Raw genomic sequence first — 24,802 nt, 5'->3', positions numbered from 1 at the left:
TCGGAGTTTTTGTTTTTCAGCGGCCGCCCTTTCAAACAAAGACGGAGCAAAAAGGAGTCAAACTCCCCAACGACATCGGCTCTTGTCATCAAAGTAAGCCAACACGAGAAATCCCTGAAAGTGCTATTTCAGAAAAACACGGATGGGCCTGCGATGATAATACGCCGTTCGGTTGTGAGAGTGAAGAAAGTTGCGTAACTTCGCAACCGAACAGCTGACAGTTTTTGTCCGATAGTAGACCTATTACAAATTCTTATGGCAAGAAGAAAAGCAAAGAAGAAAGGATCCAAAGGCCTTCTCTATCTCATCCTGCTGGTGTGTGCCGCTTTCATCGGTTACGGCCTACTGAATAACGTCCGGCAATCGAGGTTTGTCAGCCCCGACCTCCTGCCTCAAAGCATAAAGTCCGCCGCGCAGACAGAAAAACCCGAAGCACTGACAAGCCCGTCCGTCGCCCAAGGCCTCGAAATTCCCACCCCATTAAAAGGCGTAAACGAAACCATTTTGAAACGGAAAGGATATACGGTATCTTATAATCGTACATTGAACCTGCCCAACTGGGTAGCGTGGGAGCTGAACCGCGACAAGCTGGTGGAGCGCGAAAGCCGCACGGACAAGTTTCTGCCTGACCCCGACCTGCCCGAAAGCGAAGCCGTCTCTACCGACGACTACAAAGGTTCAGGCTGGGATCGCGGCCACATGTGTCCCGCCGCCGACAATCGTTGGCACTGGCGAGCCATGCAGGAGAGTTTCTACATGACCAACATCTGTCCCCAGCACCACAACCTGAACCGAGGCGACTGGAAAGAGCTGGAAGACCGCTGCCGCGTGTGGGCTGAACAGGAAGGACGCATCTACATCGCCTGCGGCCCCATTCTTTACAGTCAGAAATACCGCCTCATCGGAAAAGAACACAAGATAACTGTGCCGGAAGCCTTCTTTAAGGTCATTCTGTGTGCCGACAGTCGCCCTCCCCGTGCCATCGGCTTCATCTACAAGAATACTTCGGGCAACCATCCGCTGGACAGCTACATCAACTCTGTCGACCAGGTGGAACGCATCACAGGCATCGACTTCTTCCCTTCACTACCCGATGATGTGGAAAAACAGGTGGAAGCGGAATATGACTGGAAACAATGGAACTAAATCTCAAAAATACGTATAAAACCAATCAATGACATCACACATGAAAAATCTATCATGCCTATTTGCATTATTACTATGCACCACCGCATTCGGACAGTTTCAACCACTTGTTATCGGAGTTTCCGGAAACGGTTATGTAACCCACCAGCAAGACGGTGCCCGAATAACCCAGGATAGAGTTGCTCACTGGACTAATCCTAAAAGTGTCGTTAGCATTTACTTCTATCTGCATCAACCTACTACAACTGATTTGTCTCTTTATGCCAAAGGACATTCTGAAATCAAAGTCAGTTATGGGGAAAAAAGTTTCACAGTCAAACTGCAATCAGACGATTTCACCAATGTACCTGTAGGGAGCATTGATATACGCCAGGCAGGGTATGTGCGCATCGACTTGCAAGGTGTGACTAAAGAAGGCAAGAGCTTCGGAGAAATCAAGCATTTGATAGCAGACAATGTTACGGGCGAAAGTAATTATGTGAAAGACTTCTCGGACTATTGGGGACGCCGCGGTCCTTCCGTTCATATGGGATATACATTGCCCGAAGGCAACACCGAATGGTTCTACAATGAAATCACAGTACCCCGAGAAGGTGAAACGATGCACAGTTACTATATGGCAGCCGGCTTCGGTGAAGGTTATTTCGGAATGCAATACAACTCTACTACAGAACGCCGCATTCTTTTCTCCGTTTGGAGTCCTTTTGACACACAAGACCCTAAAAAGATTCCTGACGACCAAAAGATTAGATTGTTACGCCAGGGAAAGAATGTACATATCGGTGAATTTGGCAACGAAGGTTCGGGAGGACAAAGCTATTTGAAATATCCTTGGAAGGCCGGCAATACATACAAATTCCTGATGCAAGTCAAACCGGACGGAAAAGGGAACACCACTTACACCGCCTACTTCTATGCCACAGATGAAAAAGAATGGAAATTGATAGCCAGTTTCTTGCGCCCCATGACCGACACATGGTACAAACGTCCTCACAGCTTCCTCGAGAATTTCAATCCAGAACAAGGATACTTGTCGCGTGAAGTTTACTTCGGTAACCAATGGGCACGCAGCAAAGAGGGTAAATGGACCCGGCTCACTGATGCCGTATTCACACACGATGCAACGGCCAGTGCCAAAGTACGCCTTGACTATCAAGGTGGAAATACGAAAGATAACCGGTTTTACCTGAAAATGGGAGGCTTCTTCAACGAATCTGTTCCGATGAGAACAAAGTTCCATTGCAAGCCAACGGGTAATGAACCAGAAATTGACTGGGAAGCACTGGAGCAGCTATAACATCAATTTCTACTTTTCATATAGAGTACTCCTCCGTATAAAAGGCAGAGTTGTTCATCGCTTGGTCATGGCAATCATAAACGTGATGGCTGCCATCGAAATCAGAATGCCGATGACGATATTCGTCGTAAGTACTTCGCCGAAAGCGAATGTCCCCACCAAGATGGCCGTGACAGGTTCGAAAACACCAAGCACGGAAGCCTTAGTCGCCCCGATATTGCGGGTGGCAATAGCCAGCATGGCGGTAGACACAATGGTGGGCAGTACGGCGAGTCCCACCAAGTTCAACCAGACCGTGTGGCCCGTCAGCCCGGTTGTTACCCCTGTATCCGACATTGCAATCTTGCCCAAAAAGACGAAAGTACCTACCGAAAGAGCGTAAAAGGTAAGGAGGCTGTTCGAAATGTTACCGATGACCTTGCTCCGATTAATGATGACAATGAACAGCGCATACACCAAAGCCGAGGCAAAGGAAAGCAGAAGACCTGTCGGATCAACCGCCTGCGAAGCATCGTTCTGTGTCATAATGGCAACTCCCACAAACGTCAGGCCGATAGAGAGCCACACTGGCCACGAAGGAACTACCTTCAGAAAGACCATGATGATGGCCACCAAGACCGGATAGAGGAAGATGATAGTCGTGGCCAGCCCTGAAGCAATGTATTTGTATGCCTCGAACAGGGTAAGGCTGCTGGTCGTATAGAGCAGTCCCAGCGCAAGCAGCACGCCCGCCTGCTTCCATGAAACACGGAAACTGTGCTTGCGTAGCAGAAGAAATACTCCCAAGAACAGCACCGCGATGACATAGCGGAAAAAAAGAATGGATTCAATCGAAGCACCTTCCTTCATCAGAGGGACGGCGAACAGAGGGTTCAGTCCATACGTGATACCGGTAATGATACCGGCCGGATAACCGATAATGGCATTTTTGCTGAGTGTCTTTATCATTTCTATGTACCGTGTACTGTAAAGATTAATCGGAACGCAAAATTACAAAAATTCCCCGAAGAGCGTACATCGCACGGCCTGCGACAACATTTTTTTGCCTGCTCCGATGGTTTATCGGCGTATTTTTGTTATGTTTGTAAAATTATAAATTAATAACATCATCAAAATATGAAATTCATCTCCTGGAATGTTAACGGGCTCCGTGCCTGTAAAGATAAAGGCTTCATCGAAGCTTTTCACCGGCTTGACGCCGATTTCTTCTGTCTGCAAGAGACCAAAATGCAGGAAGGCCAACTGAACCTACCCTTCGAAGGCTATACCTCCTACTGGAATTATGCCGAAAAGAAAGGCTATTCGGGCACGGCTATCTACACACGCTGCCAACCGCTGAACGTCAGCTACGGCATTGACATCGAACACCACGACAAGGAAGGACGTGTCATCACGTTAGAAATGCCAGACTTCTACCTTGTCACCGTCTATACTCCCAACTCGCAAGACGAGTTACGCCGCTTGGACTACCGCATGACGTGGGAAGACGATTTCCGTGCCTACCTTCTGGCACTCGATGCGAAGAAACCAGTCATTGTGTGCGGCGACCTAAACGTAGCCCATCAGGAAATAGACTTGAAGAATCCCAAAACCAATCGCCGCAACGCAGGCTTCACCGATGAAGAACGCGCCAAGTTCACCACCCTGCTTGAGAGCGGCTTCACTGATACTTTCCGCTACTTCTACCCTGACCAGCGGGATATCTATTCATGGTGGTCCTACCGCTTTCGCGCCCGTGAAAAGAATGCAGGCTGGCGTATCGACTACTTCTTAGTGTCCAACCGCCTGTGTAAAAAACTCGCCGAGGCCAAGATACATACCGACATCTATGGTTCAGACCATTGCCCTGTAGAAGTAGACATCAACTTCTAAGTTTTGTACAATATTAAAATAATAAATACAAAAAAGTAAGTAGAGTCCGTTTTCTTTTGCTACATTTGTATCGTGTACGCAAACGGAGACTCGTACAACATAGATTTAAGGAAATAAAAGCAGTCAGTTCTATGAAGACAAACTATGAAATCCGCTATGCCGCGCATCCAGAAGATGCAAAGGACTATGATACCCGACGCATTCGCCGCGACTTTCTGATTGAAAGAGTTTTCTCTCCAAACGAAGTAAACATGGTGTATTCCATGTATGATCGGATGGTAGTGGGTGGTGCGATGCCGGCAGGTGAAGTATTGTCTTTGGAAACTATCGCCCCACTAAAAACTCCCTACTTTTTAACTCGCCGGGAAATAGGCATATTCAATGTAGGTGGCCCTGGTATAGTAAAAGCTAATAACACTGTATTTTCATTAGACTACAAAGAAGCTCTTTATTTGGGATCAGGCAATCGTGAAATAACGTTTGAAAGTCTCGACTCTTCCCGTCCTGCCAAATTTTACTTCAATTCTACCATTGCCCATTGCAATTATCCAGACCGTAAGGTGACAAAACAAGATGCCATTACGGCCGAAATGGGCTCGCTCGAAGGGGCCAATCACCGCTGCATTAACAAAATGCTTGTTAGTCAGATATTACCTACCTGTCAGTTACAGATGGGCATGACGGAACTAAAACCCGGCAGTGTATGGAATACCATGCCTGCTCACGTACATAGCCGCCGTATGGAAGCTTACTTCTATTTTGAAGTACCTGAAGAACATGCGGTATGTCATTTTATGGGAGAAATAGAAGAAACGCGACACTTGTGGATGCGAGGCGAACAAGCTGTCCTCTCACCTGAATGGTCCATTCACTCGGCAGCAGCTACCCATAACTATACTTTCATTTGGGGTATGGGTGGTGAAAACCTGGATTACGGTGACCAAGATCTCTCGAAAATAACAGATTTGAAATAAACTTAAGTTTAATAATTTAATATTTAAACGTTATGAATCCTTATTTGAATTTTTCTTTGGAAGGCAAGGTAGCCCTCGTAACGGGCGCTTCCTACGGTATTGGTTTTGCAATTGCTTCTGCCTTTGCAGAACAAGGTGCAACCATCTGCTTCAACGACATCAATCAGGAACTGGTAGACAAAGGTATGGCCGCTTACGCAGAAAAGGGTATCAAAGCTCATGGTTATGTATGTGATGTAACAGATGAACCTGCCGTACAAGCTTTGGTAGCTACCATTGCTAAGGAAATCGGCACTATCGACATCTTGGTAAACAATGCCGGTATTATTCGCCGCATCCCGATGCACGAGATGGCAGCATCTGAGTTCCGCAAGGTAATTGATATTGACCTGAACGCTCCGTTTATTGTATCTAAAGCCGTATTACCTGGCATGATGGAAAAGAAACATGGTAAGATTATTAATATCTGCTCCATGATGTCTGAGTTGGGTCGTGAGACTGTATCAGCATATGCTGCTGCCAAGGGTGGTCTGAAAATGTTAACCCGTAATATTTGCTCTGAATATGGCGAATATAATATCCAATGTAATGGCATTGGCCCTGGCTATATCGCTACTCCACAGACAGCTCCGTTGCGTGAAAAACAACCGGATGGCAGCCGTCACCCGTTTGATTCATTCATCTGTGCCAAGACTCCGGCTGGCCGTTGGCTGGATCCACAGGAACTGACAGGCCCTGCTGTATTCCTCGCTTCCGAAGCTTCTAATGCCGTAAATGGCCACATCCTCTATGTAGATGGCGGTATCTTGGCATACATTGGCAAACAACCTAAATAATTAATTTGATTTAGGAACACCCGTTAATGGATAATTGAATCTGGATTCTTTCCGTTTCAATTATCCATTTTCTTATTTATCATAACATTAATCTCTCTTCTTTATATGAAAAATTTATGCTTATCCTATATAACGGTTTGCATGTTATTGGCTTGTACAAACAATCAACCCATGACGGTAACTGTCAGTAATCCATTGGATATAGACCGCTCAGAAATGGTAGAAGTATCCATGGATGAAATTAGTAATTGGCTGAAATTGGCTGATACAGCACAAATTGTAGTACTCGATGCTGAAGGCACCGAAATACCCTATCAGATAACTTACGACGATAAAGTGATATTCCCTGCAACAGTAGTTGCCAAAGGTACATCTACCTATACCATTCAAGAAGGAGTGCCTCAACCTTTAGAGGCAAAAACCTGTGGGCGTCAATATCCAGAACGTCTGGACGACATGGCTTGGGAAAATGACTTAGTAGGCTTCCGCGCCTACGGGCCTGCTCTGCAGATTAGTGGTGAACGAGGTTTCGGCTATGACCTATTCCTAAAACGTAACACCTCCGAACCGATATTGGAAGATTTGTACACCAAAGAATTAGATAAAGAAGCACGTGCACGCGCTGCTGAATTGAGAAAAACAGATCCCCAAGCAGCTTCTGAACTGTTACAATCTATTTCCTACCACATTGATCACGGTTATGGTATGGACTGTTACGCTGTAGGTCCGACATTAGGTGCAGGTACAGCTGCTTTGATAGACAATGGTGAAATTGTTTATCCCTGGTGTTACAAAGATTTTGAGGTATTGGACAACGGCCCGCTACGTTTCACCGTAAAATTAGAATTCAATCCGCTAACTATAATGGGAGATAGCAATGTCATAGAGACACGTGTCATTACCCTCGATGCCGGTTCTCATCTAAACCGTACAGCGGTATCTTATACGGGACTTCAAGAATCTCTTCCTATAGTAACTGGCATCGTTTTACACGACGATGGTGCCGTAAAGACTGATGCAGCCAACGGTTACATGACTTATGTAGATCCGACCACCGGTACTGACAATGGCAAAGTATTTGTAGGAGCAGCCTTCCCTACCGATATTAAAGAGGCAAAAGTCGTGAAATATACCAATGACGAAAAGGAACAACATGGTAATGCCGAAGGACATATTCTGGCAATCAGTAATTATGAACCTAACGCAAATTATGTCTATTATTGGGGATTTGGTTGGGATCGCGCAGACATAAAAGATATCAACGCATGGAATAACTATATGGCTAATTTTGCACAAAAAATACGTAATCCATTGACGGTAAGTATAAACTAACGAATACTACCAAAACATTCTATTCCTAAAATAGAATGCCCAAATGCCCTGTATGGATGTCATTCATCAGACGCTTTACAGGGCATTTTGTATGTTTTCGGACATTCAAAGCGGACACCTGTCCGATAGCGGACAGAATGAGTCATTAAAGAGTTACTGATTATCAATCATTTAAAAGTTTGGCACACCATTTGAATAATATTAGGCAGATGGTTGTCCGAGAAAAAAGAAGCCCAACAGTCCAACTTTCCTCTCTGCGAACAACGTCTAACTGATAAAAATAGAACTGATAACAATAACTCTTTAAAACAAAACTGCATTATGAAAACTATGAATGTACTCAACGTATTGGCATTCGCCGCAATCTCATTGATCAACATCCTCAGCACTGAAGTAAAAGCGCAGGATAACTTCATCACTAACGAAGAAGTAAAAAACAACCTCGTCGTATCGAGAACCATCTACAAACAAGACGGTAACTACCTGCATAACCACATGCGCTACGAATTCTCTTACGACAAACAGAACCGTCTCATCAGCAAGACGGCGACTAAATGGGACGGTACTGTGGACAAATGGATTCCCTATTTCCAAATGACTTACCGCTACGAAGGCAACGAAGTCATTATGAGCTATGCCCGTTGGAACGAATCACGAAAAACGTTCAGTAAGGATAAGAAACAAACGGTATATGAACTAGATGAGAACAACATACCAGTAGCTTGTCGGCAGGCAACAGAAACCCTCGCCCTGATAGGCGAACATAATTGACAAACAACAAGATTGTTAAACTCATCACATAGTTTCCGAGGAGCGGCAAAATGGTCTACGTTGGTGCACAAACAGCCTTTAGGACCTGCACCAACATGCATATCGACAAACCAGTCAGGGGACTGTTCTTCGCGACAGCCACCGCCCTGACTGTGGGCGGCAGCTTCGCTATCGAACAAACGTTGTATCAATTAACATGAGTTCGACGAATTTATAGCAATTATAATTATTTGATAATCTTGTTGCTAAAAGAAAGCTGATTCAAATTTATTGTTAATATTCAGTATTCGGTATGTCATCTGTTGCATAGAAGCATTCATTTTGGGCAGAAGAGTCCCTTTGTTCTTCAAAAACATAGATTTACTACAATGAGTAGAAATCCAAATTCAACGTAATTGACTGATATTATAATGGTTATAATTCGTCGAACTCACGTTATTTTACTATCTCCACTTTCGAACCAAATATAATTTTTGTTTCCATTGTTATCAGAGTTCTCATAGAGGTGAAACATATGAATGATAAGCGGTTGGATAATTCAACTTTTTCAATAGGTAAGAAACTCTCACTTTTATAAAGCCAAACCCATTCGTTCTCACAAAAATTGTTGTTTAACAATGCTTATGACTGGTAGTGATAAAATAGTTCTTTAGAGATTTTTTATACATTATCAACGAGGGGAAATGCTATTATTTAGACAATGTCAACCTTAACGTCAATGCCAATTGCTGTGGCGATTGTTTCAATTTGCCGTTTTTTTGTAGCGGTATCGCTACACGTCATCAAGTACCATCCACTTCCGAGAGATTTCTGAGCAGTTTTGTATTTGGGGTCTATCGTGTTTGAAACGAGAGGCACCTTGTTTGCCTTCAATCCGACTGCTCTAACCCTATCTACACCTACTGACAAAATAAATTGGCGTAGTGTTTCCTGTGCTGTACTTTCTTCAATTTGACCATCAGGCATTGTGATTCGAAGACGAGTGCGAGGATTGAGTACCACTTTCTTACCACCTTTTTTCTTCTCAGTATGCTCTACTATGGGGTCAGGAGTAATCTCTTTGGCATCAGAAATTTGGGCAGTGATATTTACCTTTCTCGAAAGATTTACACGCAATGCGCCCTTAGGGGCGTATTCAACAACAAGCACAAGAGGACGTTTCACTTGTTTCAGTGTTGGTTCTATATTATCGTGGATAAGTGGCAAAACCTCGTCCTTTATTAGCTGTTCCTCCATTGCTGTGATTTGGTCAATCACACCATTCGGCAAATCAAGTCCCAGCTCTTCGCAGTTGGCAACTGTCTGGTAAAGTTTCTCAAGTTTATTTGTCTTTGCCATATCATTTTCAGATTTTGAAGTTATCATATTCTTCGCGAGTAATTGGTGTATTGGGGTCAACAATCAACACCTCATCATAAGTAATATTAACGTGAGTTCGACGAATTTATAGCAATTATAATTATTTGATAAGCTTGCTGTTAAAAGAAAGCTAATTCAAATTTATTGTTAATATTCAGTATTCAGTATGTCATCTGTTGCATAGAAGCATTCATTTTGGACAGAAGGGTCCCTTTGTTCTTCAAAAACATAGATATACTACAATGAGTAGAAATCCAAATTCAACGTAATTGACTGATATTATAATGGTTACAATTCGTCGAACTCACGTTATCAATTAGGGATTCCCCGCTATTTCTTCGGGAAACAAAGGCCTATTTACGACCTGCGACAAAAAACTTCCACACCAATGCACTACATGCAGCACCCACAAAAGGAGCTACAATGAAGAGCCACAGCTGCGAAAGTGCCTGTCCTCCTTCAAATAAAGCAGGGCCGATACTTCGAGCAGGATTGACCGACGTACCTGTAATAGGGATACAAACGATGTGAATCAGCGCCAGCGTCAAACCGATGGCCAAGCCAGCCAAATTACCTGCACCTTCCTTCTCGTCAGTGGAGCCGAGCACCACCAGCACAAAAATAAAGGTGAACACAGCCTCAGCAATGAACGCCTGTCCCATTTCGCCCGGATCAAATGTATTGGAACCAATGGCCGTAGGCCCATCGAAGAATCCTCCTGAAGCTACTAACAACATCAGTATGGCGGAACCGATAAAAGCACCTAACACCTGAAAAATCATATACATCGTGGCATCCTTACTATTCATACGCCCCGACATCCATACACCCAGCGTAATGGCAGGGTTAATATGGCATCCCGAAATGTTTCCAATCGTATAAGCCATAGCCACAACGGACAAGCCGAAGGCCAAAGCTACTCCCAAAGTGCCAACTCCAGCACCTACTGTTGCTGCACTACCTGCGAACACAGCACTGCCGCATCCCATTAAGACAAGCACCATCGTGCCTATCATCTCTGCCAAATACTTTCTCATACGCTTTGATTTTAGAAATTAGACATTTTTTCAATCATAAATTTTTCAAATGTAAACATTTTCTTTCATAAGTAGATCGCAAAAACGTATTTTAACACACAGGCGCTTTTCGATCATAACCTTAAAAGGAAAGACGGAAATGAACAAATTGAAAAGCTTTTGAAAAAGACATATTTCTATATTCGAAGCATAAGTTCCTGAGATTTAAATTCCATTTTTTCATGGTTTTAAAACAGCCGAACAGAAGAGCGTTATTCAGTCAAACGATTTCTTCACCCAGCAGTGTAGCCGAACTAAAACCCGTGATACGCACCGTCACCAAGTCGCCTACGCGATGCATGCCGCGATCGAACACCACCACGCGGTTCTGTTTCGTGCGGCCGAAAAGCTGGTTGTGGCTGCGCTTCGACACGCCCTCAACTAACACCTCGAAGGTTTTACCCACGCAACGGGCATTCGCTTCGGCCGAAAGCCGGTTCTGCAAAGCGATGATTTCGTTCAAACGGCGAATTTTTACTTCTTCGGGAATATCATCGGGTAAGTGCTTGGAGGCATAGGTACCGGGACGTTCGGAATATTTAAACATAAAAGCAGAATCATAGGCACATGCTTCCATCAGCGAAAGAGACATCCGATGGTCTTCTTCTGTCTCGCTATGGAAACCACTGAAAATATCGGTTGAGAGGCCGCAATCGGGGATAATACGCCGGATAGCGGCCACCCGCTCCAGGTACCACTCGCGGTCGTACTTGCGGTTCATCAGCTTCAGGATGCGGCTACTACCGCTCTGCACGGGCAAGTGGATATGTCGGCACACGTTGGGCTCCTCGGCAATGACGTGCAGCGTCTCATCGCTCATGTCCTTGGGATGCGAGGTGGTGAAGTGAATACGCATCGAAGGAGTCGCCTGGGCCACCGTGCGCAGCAATGTAGGAAAGGTAATGACTTCGCCATCAGGCCGTTCAAAGCGGTAGGAGTTAACATTCTGTCCCAGCAGGGTCACTTCCTTGTAGCCTTTCTGCTGCAAATCGGCTACTTCACGCAAAATACTCTCCACGTCGCGGCTGCGTTCACGGCCACGAGTATAAGGCACAATGCAATACGTACAGAAGTTGTTGCAGCCGCGCATGATGGATACGAAGCCCGAAATGTGATTGCCGCAGATGCGCGAAGGGATGATGTCGCGATAGGTTTCCATAGTCGAAAGCTCCACGTTGATGGCCTTCTCGCCTGCCTCGACGGAAGCAATCAGCTCAGGCAAGGTCAAGTAGGCGTCGGGGCCCACGACCAAATCCACGTGATGATGCTCGATAAGGTCGTCCTTCACACGCTCGGCCATACAGCCCAGGACACCGACAATGAGATGCGGACGTTTCTTTTTAAGCGAATGAAAGAACTCCAATCGGTTCAGTATCTTCTGCTCGGCGTTGTCGCGGATGGAGCAGGTGTTCATGAACACCGCGTCGGCCTCGTCGAGCGTCTCCGCCATGCTATATCCCGCCATCTGCATTACAGAGGCAATCACTTCACTATCGGCCACGTTCATCTGGCAGCCGTATGTCTCGATAAACAGTTTTTTTTCACTGCCGGCAGTTGCAGATTTAAAGTCTGCTCCCATCTTTTTCCCCATATAAATAAATGTATATTCGTTTACTCGGCTACAAAGATACGAAAATAGTCGGCATTCCCATTCCCGCCCTCCATCTTGATTGACAGGACATCTCTATGCTTTGCTTTCAAGAAAACATAGAAATCGCAGGAAGAAAACAATGCTTTCATCAGACAGCCTCGCAGCATATACACCCCGCTCCCATCTGCATACCCATCCCCTCACGCCCCGCAGAGCCTTCAAATCGTATCATTTATCCATACCGCCAAAATCAAATCCTGCTAAGATTTGATATGTTAATAATACATAAACATATGAACAAATTGAGAAGTATATTTGGTTGCTTTCGATAAATCTTACAATTTTGCAACATGAAGAAAAACATTAGATTTTTTCATAGTTAAGGTTTAGGTTAAAAAAATGAGGGGAGCTGTGAAGCTGCCCTTTTTTATTGCCGTTTTATTGGCAACAATCAGATAAATTAGTTACCTTTGGCGGTAAATTTAATACATCCTGAGTATGGAAGATATTTTAAAGTTTCTGATAATCCCAGGCATCCTCATTATCGGCTTTATCAAACAAGCCAGGAAGGAAGCACAAAACACTTCGGCCCCTCCAAGGGATGATAATGACATGCCACGCCCTCATGAAACCCATCCGCTTCCAGAAAGCTGGGAAGGCATTCCAATCCCTCCTCCCCGACAAACGGACAACACGCAGACAGAAAAACAAGCACGCAAGCAAAAGGCAAAACCTTTTATTCCCCAAAATTATCAAACTAAACAAACTGTGCTGCACAATCAATCTGTTGCACAAACACCACAAACCAACAGGCCGGAAATCCAAGATACCTCTCCTGCCATCGACATACAATCGGCAGAAGAAATACGTAAGGGTATCATCTGGTCGGAAATTTTACGGAAAAGATATTGAAAAATGAAAGACTTAAAACAACAATATAGTAATATATTAAAGTAAAGTAACAATATAAATATAAGGTTATGGCATTCAACTACATTTCGGCAGCCGAAGCTGCCAGCCTCATCAAACATGGTTATAATATCGGCCTGAGCGGATTTACACCCGCAGGAACAGCCAAGGCCGTAACGGCCGAACTGGCTAAAATCGCAGAAGCAGAGCATGCTAAAGGAAATCCTTTCCAAGTAGGTATCTTTACAGGTGCGTCGACAGGTGAATCGTGCGACGGTGTATTAGCATGCGCTAAAGCTATCCGCTACCGTGCTCCCTATACGACTAACGTTAACTTCCGCAAAGCTGTAAACAACGGCGAAATAGCCTATAACGATATTCAACTCTCACAAATGGCTCAAGAGTTGCGCTACGGCTTTATGGGCAAAGTAGACATAGCCATTATCGAGGCTTGCGAAGTAACTCCCGACGGCAAAATCTACCTGACTGCTGCCGGAGGTATCGCACCTACTGTCTGCCGCATGGCCGATAAAATCATTATCGAACTGAATGCTGCCCATAGCAAAGCGGCCATGGGGTTGCACGATGTATATGAAGTCCTTGACCCGCCTTATCGTCGCGAGATACCTATCTATAAGCCCAGCGACCGAATCGGAACTCCCTACATACAAGTAGACCCTAAAAAGATTGTAGGCGTGGTAGAGACCAACTGGCCTGACGAAGCCCGTTCGTTTTCCGCCGCCGACCCGCTGACCGACAAAATCGGACAGAATGTGGCCGACTTCCTTGTGGCTGACATGAAGCGGGGCATCATTCCCTCTACCTTCTTACCTCTGCAGAGTGGTGTAGGAAATATCGCCAATGCCGTACTTAGCGCTTTAGGACATGACAAAACAATTCCACCTTTCGAAATGTACACCGAGGTTATCCAGAATTCCGTCATCGGCCTCATCCGCGAAGGACATATCAAGTTCGGTAGCGCTTGTTCGCTTACTGTCACCAACGACTGCCTGCAGGAAATCTACAATGACATGAATTTCTTCCGCGACAAACTGGTACTCCGCCCGTCCGAAATATCTAACAGCCCCGAAGTGATACGCCGACTGGGTGTCATCTCTATCAATACCGCTATTGAAGCCGACCTTTATGGTAACGTCAACTCCACACACATCGGAGGCACCAAGATGATGAACGGAATCGGCGGCAGCGGTGACTTCACACGTAACGCCTACATTTCTATCTTTACTTGTCCCTCTGTGGCTAAAGAAGGAAAGATCAGTGCTATTGTACCGATGGTTTCACACCATGACCACACGGAACACGACGTCAATATCATCGTGACCGAACAAGGTGTGGCTGATCTGCGTGGCAAAAGCCCCAAAGAACGTGCACAAGCTATCATCGAAAACTGTGCACATCCCGATTACAAGAATCTGTTATGGGATTACCTGAGGCTGACCGACGGTAAGTCTCAGACTCCGCACGCCATCCGTGCTGCCCTATGTATGCACGCCGAACTGGCCAAGAGTGGTGATATGAGAAATACCGACTGGGCACAGTATCAATAACCCGCCTCTACAAAAGATAAAAAGAGAGCCATCCTTAGAAATCACTTCTGGGGATGGCTCATTTCATATTGGATAAAGTATAAAGAGAATTATATTATTCTTTTCCCCCCTCCCAATGCACAATAAAGAGTAATTACACTCTGTATTTCACTAAAGCGATTAGCCGTTTGGGTCAGTTGGGCCATAAGCAGATTCTGCTTCGCAGTAAGTACCTCCAAATAAGTTGTAGGCCCATGTTCCATAAGCAGCGAGATACTCTTTACGGCTTTCTGTAAAGAAGCTACTTGTTTATCCAACAACAAACTCTTGTCGCGACTGGTCTGCCAGGCAGTCAATGCATCATTTACTTCGCTGCCAGCATTCAGCAACGTCTGTTGGAAAGCAAGCGAAGCTTCTTCCTGCTGTGCCTTACTGATTTTAAGCTGGCCGAATAATTGTCCGCGGGCAAAAAGCGGCTGTGTAAGCGAACCCACAGCCGAAGCAAGAAATTTGCCGGGATTGACTATCATGGATCCGGCCGAATTTGTCCATCCGGCGCTTCCATTCAATGTGATAGAGGGATAAAAAGCCGAACGCGCAGCATTGACAGCATAAAAAGCCGACTCCAAGGTACGTTCGGCCATACGCACATCGGGACGGTTGGCAAGCATTTGCATGGGAACACCAGCGGATAGCTCGTCAGGCATTTTCATCTCAGCCAGCGTACCTCGTTTATAAGAATGAGGCGTTTCGGCCAGCAGTAAAGCAAGACTGTTTTCCGCCTGATTGATTTGTTCTTTCAAGCTAAGTACAGAAGCCTGTACCTCATAATAGGCAGCTTCCATCTGTGATACGGCAACCTCATCAGCTTTTCCGGCATTCATCAAGGCTTTAGTAGAGCGAACGGTTTCCTCCCATGCCTTAGCCGTCTCCTGCGAAAGGGAAAGCTGATCGTCAAGCATCAGCAATGTATAATAAATATTTGCAATGCCGGCTATGAGTTGGGTACGGACAGCCTGCTTGTAATCTAAGCTTTGAGCATAGAGAGCCTGCGCCTGCCGTCTATTGTTACGCATCTTCCCAAAAATATCTACCTCCCAACTGGCAATAACAGGCAGCGAATAGGTCTGTGCAGCCTTTCCACCGTCAAAGCTACTGACGGTTCCCTGCGGAGCCAAAGCAAATGACGGTAGGTAGGCCAACTTGGAAGAAAGCAGAGTAGCCTCTGCTTCCTTTATACGAAGCTGTGCAGACAGATAATCAGTGTTGCTCAACAACCCTTGTTCAATATAAGCTTGCAAATGCGGGTCAGTGAAGAGTTCGTGCCAATCTACACTGCCAAGACTGGTCGTATCTTCGACGGTGAATGTTTCTCCGTAAAGATTATCAGGTACAGTCTCGACCGGCTTATACTTGGTGTATATACCGCAACTGCTTAATAATGCAACAGCGGTTGATAATAAAATAAGTTTCTTCATATTTGTTGACGGATTGTTATTTTAAGAATTACGACTCTTTCTCGTTAAATCCACTACGTTCGGCCAAACTCCTTTCGCGCTCCAACAGCACTTGGGCATCGGCTTCCAGTGCCTGATGCGGACGGATCTTTTCCTGCATATATTCAAAGATGATATAGAACACCGGCACAACAAAGAGCAACGCAAGAGTTCCGACAAGCATACCACCCACGACGGTAGTACCCAACGACGAATTACCGTTAGCACCCGCACCTGTAGAGACCATCAAGGGGATCATACCGAAAATCATGGTAAGTACCGTCATCAGGATAGGACGGAAACGTACCTGTGCTGCTGCATAAGCCGACTCGATAAGTCCCATACCCTTACGCCGACGCTCAATGGCAAACTCCGTAATCAGGATGGCTGTCTTGGCCAACAGACCGATAAGCATAATCATACCCGTCTGCATGTAGATATTATTCTCTAGTCCGAAAAGCTTGGCAAACAGGAATGACCCAAACATTCCAAAAGGAACGGAAAGGATGACTGCGAACGGAACCAGAAAACTCTCATAAAGACAAGCCAATATCAGATAAATCAAAAAGACGCAAATCGTGTAGATGAATATCGTTTGTGCCTGACCGGTATTGGCCTCTTCACGCGAAATGCCTCCGTATTCGTAACTGTAACCAGAAGGAAGCATCTGCTCAGCCACTTCGGCTATTGCCTTCTGTACCTCACCAGTAGAATAACCTTCCGCCACATTTACATTGACTGAAATAGAGCTGAACAAGTTGAAACGTTCCTTGATTTCGGCCCCTTCGGTCTTGGTCAATGTAACGAACTGACTGAGAGGCGCCATCTCCGTACCATTACGGACGAACATATTGCTCAGATCCATCTGGTCAAGTCGGTATTTGGGGTCGGCCTGAAGCATCACACGATACATCTTGCCAAATTTGTTGTAGTTGGACACATATGAACCGCCGCAATAATTTCCCAATACAGTCAGTACATCGTTTGGCAAAATGCCTGCACGCATACATTTGGCTGCATCCACATCCACCGAAATTTGCGGGAAGTTTTCAGCATAAGTCGTATAGGCCATTGCTACTTCCGGTCGCTGGTTCAGTGCACCGAGATACTGCAATATAGTATGATAGAAGGTTGTCATATCACCTCCCGTCTTATCCTGCATATTCAGTTCCACCGAATTACCCATACCATAACCAGGAATCATAGGCGCCTGAAAACAGAAAATCTGTGCATCCTTTATTTGAGCGAACTGCGCATTAAGCCTGCCCATGACGGCTTCTGCCGAATGTTCACTCCCCTTGCGTTCGCTCCAATCTTTCAGTCTGACGATAATCATACCGTAGGAGGTACCCTCTCCGGAAAGGAAGCCATAACCGGCTACACGCTGATAATGGGCTATTTCGGGCGTATTGGCCAAAATGGCATCCATTTTATCCAATACCTGGGTAGTCTCTTTCAACGTACTACCCGGAGCCACACTGGCATTGGCCATGATAACACCCTGGTCTTCTTGCGGTACAAGCCCCGTTTTGGTAGTATTCATGAAGAATGCCAACAGTACAACAGCAGCGCCCAGTGCAGCCCAACACATCCAACGATGATGAATGGCAAACATTACTCCCCGTTTATATTTACCCAACAAAGCAGTGTACGACGTATTGTAGGCAGCACGTACACGACCATTAATGCTCTTGGCACCTTTCGTGCCCGACGCCGGACGCATCAATAAAGCACATAACGCCGGACATAGCGTCAAGGCACAAACCATAGAAATACCTACAGAAGTGGCCATAGTAATACCAAACTGTGTGTAGAAAATACCGGATGTACCACCCATGAAGGTCACAGGGATAAATACCGCCATAAATACACAAGTACAGGAAATAATGGCCATTGTCACATCGCCCATTGCATCTTTCGTAGCAAGGTAAGGCGACTTGTAGCCAGAGTCAAACTTTTCTTGTACAGCTTCGACCACTACAATAGCATCGTCCACTACCGTACCAATGGCCAGTACCAAAGCGAACATTGTCAGAATATTCAAACTGAATCCAGAGGCAATCAAACAGGCAAATGTACCTACCAGGGAAACTATGATAGAGATAGAGGGAATGAGCGTACTCTTGAAATCCTGCAGGAAGAAATATACAACCAAAATTACCAGAATGATGGCAATCACCAATGTTTCTACAATACTAAATATGGAGGCATACAAAAAGTCATTGGAACTCATCATGTTGACAAACTCCAGTCCTTCAGGCAGATCTTTCGACAATTCATCGAGCAAAGCGGCGATTTCAACGTTGACGGCGGTAGCATTCGATCCAGCCGTTTGAAAAGCCATGAAGGCAACGGCCGTCTTACCATCCATTTCACCTTCATAACTGTAACTCAACGCTCCCAATTCTACTTCAGCCACATCCTTCAGCCGAAGAATAGAACCATCTTTCTGTGCACGGACCACGATATTCTCAAAATCAGATACTTCCTTCAAACGACCCCGATATTTCATGGTGAGTTGGTACACATTATTCGAGTTCTCACCCAATGAACCGGTAGGTGCTTCCAAGTTCTGTGTGGCCAGTACGGCCCTGATGTCCGATGGTATCAAACCGTACTGCGCCATGCGGTCGGGCTTCATCCAGATACGGATGCTGTAAGGCTCGTTCATCGCCATCACGTCACCCACACCAGCAATACGTTTAATCTGAGGCACAACGTTGATGTCGAGATAGTTTCCGATAAATGACTGGTCGTAACGTCCGTTGGTGCAGACCAGTGAATTGATTTGCAGAAAGCTGGTCTGACGTTTTTGCGTGGTCACACCGATTTGTGTCACCTCGGCAGGCAGTAATCCCTGTGCTTGTGTCACACGGTTCTGTACGTTCACTGCCGCCATATCGGGGTCGGTGCCTTGCTTAAAGTAGACCTGTATGGTGGCCGAACCATTATTGGTGGCTGTTGAGGTCATATAAATCATGTTTTCCACACCGTTAATACTCTCCTCCAGTGGCATGATAACGCCGTTCATCACGGCATCTGCATCGGCACCCGTATAAGTAGCAGATACGTATACCGTAGGTGGTGCAATATCAGGATATTGTTCCACAGGCAACGTGAACAGTGAAATAAGGCCGATAGCAAAAATCAGGATGGAGATGGAGATGGCCATCACCGGCCGTTTAATGAATATGTTTCCTTTCATAATGTTCGTTGTTTATGGGAGTTAAGAAGTCTGGGAAGTTCCCTTTAACCCCTTCAACTCCTGCAGGTTCTGCCGAAAGCAAAACTTAAGTTATTTTATCTGCATTCCCTCTCTCAACAATCCAGCTCCTTTCGCCACGATTTCCTCGCCCGGCTTCAGACCGTCCATTACTACAAATTCACGACCGTTGTTTATCGGTGCTACCGAAACCAGTGCAGAAGTAGCCTTTCCATCCACCACCTTATATACCAAATACTTGTCTTGCATCTGTACAGCGGCTCCCTGTGGAATGATTATACAGTCTTTATAGACACTGGGAATAGAAACACTACCGGAGGCTCCACTATGTAGCAAGCGTGTTTCATTGGGGAACACGGCCCGTGCAATGACCGTACCCGTCTGCCGATCAATGACGCCACTAATAGATTCAATTTTGCCTTTTTCTCCGTAAACAGAATTATCATTCAGGGTCAGCGTTACCTCTGGCATATTTTTCAAAGCTTCGTCCATTGAACCGTATTGACGGGTGAGAGAAAGCAACTGATTCTCGGTCATAGAAAAATAGACATACATCGTACTGTTATCACTCACTGTAGTAAGAGGTTGTGCCATAACCGAACTTACCAACGTACCGATACGATAAGGTAAAGCACCAACTACACCGTTACTTGGACTTTTCACCTCGGTATACGAAAGGTTATTGCGAGCATTCACTTCCTGTGCTTCGGCCTGTGCCAGTTGCGCCTTGGCTGTGAGGAAATTGTTTTTGGCTGTATTCAAACTGAATTCCGACACAACCTTTTGTGCATACAGTTCCTTTTGGCTGTCATAATTCAGCTGAGCGGTAGCCAAAGAAGCACGGGCCGTTTCCACATTGGCCTCAGCTGTTTTCAAAGCTGCTTTATAGGGTACTTGATCAATAACAAAGAGTAACTGCCCTTGACGTACTACCTCACCTTCGGTCACGCAAAGCCGTACAATAGTACCCGATACCTGCGGATAGATGTCAATATCCTGCCGCCCGCGAATGGTAGCGGAATAAGAAGTAGATAGTTCTTTGTCAGTGGTACCCACCGTCATAGTCTCATAAGAAGAGGATTGTACTGCTGCATTCGGTGCCTGCTTGCACGATGCCAATCCCAAAATCGTACAACCGATAAGTGTCATCAGTCGCATCTGTCTGATTTTAAACTTTTTCATGTCAACTTATTGATTTAGAAATTGGCGCAAAGATAGAAGAATAGAACAAGCTATACGTTATCTAAATTTCCGTATCGATGTCCCATATTCCCTACATCCTACTTAAAAAATATTATAGAAATAACAAAGGAACAGCTTTTATGAAAAATAGAACAGCTTGGATTTACCAATATTCCCCAATTTTGTAATGGAAGAAAAGAACATTCTTCCAAATTATAAGGATTGTAAACTGGAGCACTTTACACATTTTGTCATTCTCAGAGCCGAATGAAATTACATAATTCTAATAAATATAATGTATGAAAGAAAAAACAATCATCACTGTTGACATCAATGATTTTAAGAAGTACAAGGAAGAAACGAAAGGAGAATATGTAGATTATGTAGATGATAACGTCATAATGGCAAGGAACATGGAGAAACTTCCTTATTCCAACCGGATGATAAGGCTGAATCTTTTCGTTATCGTTGCTTGTATTGAAGGAGAGATTCAACTGAATATCAATAAAAAAAATTATCAGTTACAGGCAGGGGAGGCTTTTGTTTGCCTGCCTACCATGATTATGAGTAACATGCAGTTTAGTCCCCAACACAAAGTTAGCTTGATAGGCTTTTCCACCAAATTTCTGCAACAAACGGTAAAACGAGAAAAAGCAGCAGAAAAAGCACTATACTATCTCTACAAAAATCCTGTATTCGCCCAATCATCGGAAGAAAAGACAAAAGACAATCAGATTTTCAATCTGTATTACCAGCTGATTATGGACAAGATTGATGATTCCTCCCACCGTTACCGACAGGAAATCTTGGGATACCTTTTCTCCGCCCTATTCCACGAAATGCTGGCAGGTATCCAAAAACATTTCAACGAGACCGAAGAGATCGGAACGGAAGCCACTCGAAGCAAACAGATTTTCCGACTGTTTATGGAAAAACTGGCAACAGATGGAGGAATACACCGTTCTGTAAGCTACTATGCTGACCGACTATGCTATTCGGCCAAGTACGTCTCAGCAGCCATTAAGGAAGTCAGCGGTCATACACCCACAGAATGGATTAATGAATATGCCATTGAACAAATAAAATACCAGTTGAAACATTCGGAGAAGTCCATCAAGGAAATAGCAGAGATGTTTAATTTCCCCAACCAGTCATTTTTTGGTAAGTATGTAAAAGCTCACATAGGCATGTCTCCAGCCCAATATCGTGTTCATTCAGACAACGAAGAGCAAGACTGCCTACAAACCAAATCATGATTCTGTCTCCACATCATAACTTTTTTCAAGAAAAAGTTTGTGTTTTCAATTAAAAAGCATACATTTGCCCCCGTTAAACATTAAAACGTAACAAGGAATGATAATTAACCTGCATAAATATTGGTGGTGGCAACCGTTACAACTCATACAAAGTCGTAAAGGAGGCAACACTCATATATGCAGTTGTTAATACACTGCTTTCCCTTTCCGAAAGGATAGGGATAGCCGGAAAAAACAAGCAAAAAAAGAAAAGAGCTTTGCCGCAACTTGCGACGGAGCTCTTTTCCTTTTTACCCCAATTTCAAAAACAATACTTCAAAATACATTGCAACAATGAACTATTCAATTGATTCAAACGGCTATTACGGTGAGTTCGGCGGAGCCTATATCCCCGAAATACTGCACCGATGCATCAGCCAGCTACAGGAGGCCTGCCACACCATCCTGCCCAGTGATGATTTCAAACAAGAATTCGAGAACCTGCTGCGACATTACGTAGGCCGCCCTTCGCCCCTTTATCATGCTCGCCGCCTGTCTGAGAAATACGGCTGCAAAATCTATCTAAAGCGAGAAGACTTGAACCACACCGGTGCCCACAAAATCAACAACGCCATAGGCCAGATGTTGCTGGCCCGCCGCATGAACAAGCGACGCATCATTGCCGAAACAGGTGCCGGGCAACACGGCGTGGCAGCCGCCACCGTCTGTGCCTTAGCCGGTATGGAATGCCTCGTGTTCATGGGGCAGACCGACATCGAACGCCAACGTGTCAATGTAGAGAAGATGAAGATGCTGGGTGCACAGGTAGTTCCTGTCACTTCGGGCAACGCCACATTGAAAGACGCCACAAACGAGGCCATTCGCTACTGGTGCTGCCATCCCAATGACACCTACTATCTGATAGGCTCTACTGTGGGGCCGCATCCCTATCCACAACTGGTAGCCCACCTGCAATCGGTCATCGGTGAAGAGATTGCCCGCCAGCTGTCAGAACTGGAAGGACGTGAGCATCCCGACCATCTGATAGCCTGCGTAGGTGGAGGAAGCAATGCCGCCGGTACCCTGTTGCACTTTCTGGACGACCCGCAGGTACACATCGTACTGGCCGAAGCAGGAGGACTGGGCGTAGATTCAGGAAAGACGGCAGCAACGCTGGCATTGGGACGCACAGGCATTCTGCACGGCGCACGCACCTACGTCATTCAGGACGAGGATGGACAAGTAACTGAGCCTTACTCCATCTCCGCTGGCTTGGACTATCCGGGCATCGGCCCCCTGCACGCCCACCTGGCCGCTACGAAGCGGGCCGACGTCATGGCTATCAACGATGACGAAGCTCTGCGTGCCGCCTACGAGCTGACCCGACTGGAAGGTATCATCCCCGCATTAGAGAGCGCACACGCATTGGCCGTACTGCCCCACCTTCAGACCCGCCACGACGAGGTAGTGGTTATCACGGTATCGGGACGCGGCGACAAAGACATGGATACATATCTGAGACATCAAAAAAATTATAGCTTATGATCTACCATTACACTACCCAAACACGTACCCTGCCCGGCGACATTCACACCCCAGTCAGTACGTACCTGAAACTGCGCGACCTCTTCCCACAAAGTGCACTCATGGAGAGTTCCGACTATCACGGAGGCGAAAACGGTCGCTCTTTCATCGGCCTTTGCCCCATCGCTTCCATCAGCATCGGGCATGGCATCATCGTAACCCGGATGCCCGACAGTTCGCGTCAGGAGAACACGCTGGAAGCCGAAGGAGGTATGGAATCGGCTCTGAACCACTTCCTATCCCGCTTTCAGGTTACAGGCGAAGGGAGCCGTTACTGCGGTCTCTACGGCTACACCTCGTTCAACGCCGTGCGCTACCTCGAAGGCATTGCCGTAAAGGACAGCCGACAGACGCTGAACGACGCCCCCGATGCCCTCTACATCCTCTACCGCTACATCATCGTCTTCAACGACTTCAGCCACGAACTGATGCTTGTCGAGATGTTAGGTGAAGGCGAGACCAGCAATCTCGACCAAGTACAGACCGCTATTATGAATCGTAACTTCCCTACCTACAGCTTTCGCCCTACGGGAGAAGTGACCTCCACCCTAACCGACGACGAACACCGCGCCAACATCCGCCGTGCCATCGCCCATTGTCTGCGGGGCGACGTGTTCCAGATGGTGCTGTCACGCCGCTTCGAGCAACAGTTCGAGGGTGACGACTTCAACCTCTACCGTGCCTTGCGCAGCGTCAACCCCTCGCCCTACCTCTTCTACTTCGACTTCGGAGGCCTCCGCATCTTCGGCTCCTCGCCCGAAACGCACTGCCGCATCGTCGACGGACGGGCCTACATCGACCCGATAGCAGGTACTACCCGACGCACAGGAAACCGGGAAGAAGATGAGGCAGCCACCCAACGTCTGCTGGAAGACCCCAAGGAAAACGCAGAACACGTGATGCTCGTTGACCTGGCACGAAACGACCTGGCACGAAACTGTACCGACGTGCGTGTGGACTTCTTCCGTGAGCCGCAGCTGTACAGCCACGTCATTCACCTCGTCAGCCGCGTCAGCGGCGATCTGCGACCGGGAACCAATGCCGTGAAGACCTTCCTCGACACTTTCCCTGCCGGAACGCTGAGCGGTGCGCCCAAAGTACGAGCCATGCAGCTCATCAGCGAACTGGAGCCTCACAATCGCGGAGCCTACGGCGGATGCATCGGCTTCATCGGACTGGACGGTTCGCTCAACCAGGCTATCACCATCCGCACTTTCGTAAGCCGCAACAGTGTATTGTGGTTTCAGGCCGGCGGCGGCATCGTAGCCAAAAGCAACGTAGAGAACGAATTGCAGGAAGTGAACAACAAGCTGGCGGCCCTGCGCCGCGCCATCGAATTGGCACAGAACTTTTAACCCAAGAATACATGACA

General features: G+C 46.1%; 19 protein-coding genes. 12 read left to right on the top strand and 7 right to left on the bottom strand.

Annotated elements, in window-relative coordinates:
* Positions 1 to 255 precede the first annotated feature (255 nt).
* Positions 256 to 1,146: a DNA/RNA non-specific endonuclease gene (locus Q0Z70_RS01290; protein ID WP_298071889.1), complete on the top strand. Its 891-nt coding sequence runs from the start codon at positions 256 to 258 to the stop codon at positions 1,144 to 1,146.
* A gap of 40 nt (positions 1,147 to 1,186) precedes the next feature.
* Positions 1,187 to 2,443, top strand: coding sequence for a DUF3472 domain-containing protein (locus Q0Z70_RS01285; RefSeq protein WP_298071887.1), 1,257 nt, complete (start codon positions 1,187 to 1,189; stop codon positions 2,441 to 2,443).
* A gap of 54 nt (positions 2,444 to 2,497) precedes the next feature.
* Here the strand turns inward: Q0Z70_RS01285 and Q0Z70_RS01280 are convergent, their stop codons facing one another.
* Positions 2,498 to 3,391 (bottom strand): DMT family transporter, encoded by an 894-nt coding sequence (locus Q0Z70_RS01280; protein WP_298071885.1) that lies wholly within the window; start codon positions 3,389 to 3,391, stop codon positions 2,498 to 2,500.
* 168 nt (positions 3,392 to 3,559) lie between these two features.
* Here Q0Z70_RS01280 and Q0Z70_RS01275 point away from each other — a divergent pair, with 168 nt between their 5' ends.
* The 5 genes from Q0Z70_RS01275 (at position 3,560) to Q0Z70_RS01255 (ending at position 8,228) form a co-directional block, all read left to right on the top strand.
* Complete coding sequence (locus Q0Z70_RS01275) at positions 3,560 to 4,315, top strand: exodeoxyribonuclease III (protein WP_298071883.1); 756 nt, start codon at positions 3,560 to 3,562, stop codon at positions 4,313 to 4,315.
* A 131-nt stretch (positions 4,316 to 4,446) separates the two neighbouring features.
* Complete coding sequence (gene kduI / locus Q0Z70_RS01270) at positions 4,447 to 5,289, top strand: 5-dehydro-4-deoxy-D-glucuronate isomerase (protein WP_298071881.1); 843 nt, start codon at positions 4,447 to 4,449, stop codon at positions 5,287 to 5,289.
* A 32-nt stretch (positions 5,290 to 5,321) separates the two neighbouring features.
* On the top strand, positions 5,322 to 6,125 hold the full coding sequence (locus Q0Z70_RS01265) for a gluconate 5-dehydrogenase (RefSeq protein WP_298071879.1): 804 nt from the start codon (positions 5,322 to 5,324) through the stop codon (positions 6,123 to 6,125).
* A gap of 105 nt (positions 6,126 to 6,230) precedes the next feature.
* The gene (locus Q0Z70_RS01260; RefSeq protein WP_298071877.1) at positions 6,231 to 7,457 is read left to right on the top strand and encodes a DUF4861 domain-containing protein; all 1,227 of its coding nucleotides are present in this window, start codon (positions 6,231 to 6,233) and stop codon (positions 7,455 to 7,457) included.
* Positions 7,458 to 7,778: 321 nt separating this feature from the next.
* On the top strand, positions 7,779 to 8,228 hold the full coding sequence (locus Q0Z70_RS01255; protein WP_298071875.1) for a DUF3836 domain-containing protein: 450 nt from the start codon (positions 7,779 to 7,781) through the stop codon (positions 8,226 to 8,228).
* 693 nt (positions 8,229 to 8,921) lie between these two features.
* On the opposite strand, the gene Q0Z70_RS01250 is transcribed toward Q0Z70_RS01255, so the two are convergent.
* The 3 genes from Q0Z70_RS01250 to miaB form a co-directional block, all read right to left on the bottom strand.
* Positions 8,922 to 9,593: a hypothetical protein gene (locus Q0Z70_RS01250; protein ID WP_298071873.1), complete on the bottom strand. Its 672-nt coding sequence runs from the start codon at positions 9,591 to 9,593 to the stop codon at positions 8,922 to 8,924.
* A gap of 347 nt (positions 9,594 to 9,940) precedes the next feature.
* A complete protein-coding gene (locus Q0Z70_RS01245; RefSeq protein WP_298071871.1) occupies positions 9,941 to 10,624 on the bottom strand; it encodes an MIP family channel protein in 684 nt (227 codons plus the stop codon).
* A gap of 259 nt (positions 10,625 to 10,883) precedes the next feature.
* Positions 10,884 to 12,254, bottom strand: coding sequence for a tRNA (N6-isopentenyl adenosine(37)-C2)-methylthiotransferase MiaB (gene miaB, locus Q0Z70_RS01240; RefSeq protein WP_298071869.1), 1,371 nt, complete (start codon positions 12,252 to 12,254; stop codon positions 10,884 to 10,886).
* Positions 12,255 to 12,752: 498 nt separating this feature from the next.
* Here miaB and Q0Z70_RS01235 point away from each other — a divergent pair, with 498 nt between their 5' ends.
* Both Q0Z70_RS01235 and Q0Z70_RS01230 read left to right on the top strand, forming a co-directional pair.
* Positions 12,753 to 13,166, top strand: a complete 414-nt coding sequence (locus Q0Z70_RS01235) for a hypothetical protein (RefSeq protein ID WP_298071867.1) — start codon at positions 12,753 to 12,755, stop codon at positions 13,164 to 13,166.
* A 68-nt stretch (positions 13,167 to 13,234) separates the two neighbouring features.
* The gene (locus tag Q0Z70_RS01230; protein WP_298071866.1) at positions 13,235 to 14,731 is read left to right on the top strand and encodes an acetyl-CoA hydrolase/transferase family protein; all 1,497 of its coding nucleotides are present in this window, start codon (positions 13,235 to 13,237) and stop codon (positions 14,729 to 14,731) included.
* An 89-nt stretch (positions 14,732 to 14,820) separates the two neighbouring features.
* Here the strand turns inward: Q0Z70_RS01230 and Q0Z70_RS01225 are convergent, their stop codons facing one another.
* The 3 genes from Q0Z70_RS01225 to Q0Z70_RS01215 all read right to left on the bottom strand — a co-directional run bounded on the left by Q0Z70_RS01225 (position 14,821) and on the right by Q0Z70_RS01215 (position 20,611).
* Positions 14,821 to 16,188: a TolC family protein gene (locus Q0Z70_RS01225; RefSeq protein ID WP_298071864.1), complete on the bottom strand. Its 1,368-nt coding sequence runs from the start codon at positions 16,186 to 16,188 to the stop codon at positions 14,821 to 14,823.
* A gap of 28 nt (positions 16,189 to 16,216) precedes the next feature.
* A complete protein-coding gene (locus Q0Z70_RS01220) occupies positions 16,217 to 19,411 on the bottom strand; it encodes an efflux RND transporter permease subunit (protein ID WP_298071862.1) in 3,195 nt (1,064 codons plus the stop codon).
* Positions 19,412 to 19,501: 90 nt separating this feature from the next.
* The gene (locus tag Q0Z70_RS01215; RefSeq protein ID WP_298071861.1) at positions 19,502 to 20,611 is read right to left on the bottom strand and encodes an efflux RND transporter periplasmic adaptor subunit; all 1,110 of its coding nucleotides are present in this window, start codon (positions 20,609 to 20,611) and stop codon (positions 19,502 to 19,504) included.
* A 299-nt stretch (positions 20,612 to 20,910) separates the two neighbouring features.
* Here Q0Z70_RS01215 and Q0Z70_RS01210 point away from each other — a divergent pair, with 299 nt between their 5' ends.
* From Q0Z70_RS01210 to Q0Z70_RS01200, 3 genes are all read left to right on the top strand, one after another.
* Positions 20,911 to 21,867, top strand: coding sequence for a helix-turn-helix domain-containing protein (locus tag Q0Z70_RS01210; RefSeq protein WP_298071859.1), 957 nt, complete (start codon positions 20,911 to 20,913; stop codon positions 21,865 to 21,867).
* Between the two features lie 333 nt (positions 21,868 to 22,200).
* Positions 22,201 to 23,391: a tryptophan synthase subunit beta gene (gene trpB, locus Q0Z70_RS01205; protein ID WP_298071858.1), complete on the top strand. Its 1,191-nt coding sequence runs from the start codon at positions 22,201 to 22,203 to the stop codon at positions 23,389 to 23,391.
* A complete protein-coding gene (locus Q0Z70_RS01200) occupies positions 23,388 to 24,785 on the top strand; it encodes an anthranilate synthase component I family protein (protein WP_298071857.1) in 1,398 nt (465 codons plus the stop codon). Before trpB ends, Q0Z70_RS01200 begins: the two co-directional genes overlap by 4 nt.
* Positions 24,786 to 24,802: the final 17 nt, after the last annotated feature.

Origin of the sequence: uncultured Bacteroides sp. (assembly GCF_947632445.1) — a bacterium.
Lineage (GTDB): Bacteria > Bacteroidota > Bacteroidia > Bacteroidales > Bacteroidaceae > Bacteroides.
The sequence above is the reverse complement of the archived record's forward strand: the minus strand, read 5'-3'. Positions and strand labels throughout refer to the sequence as shown.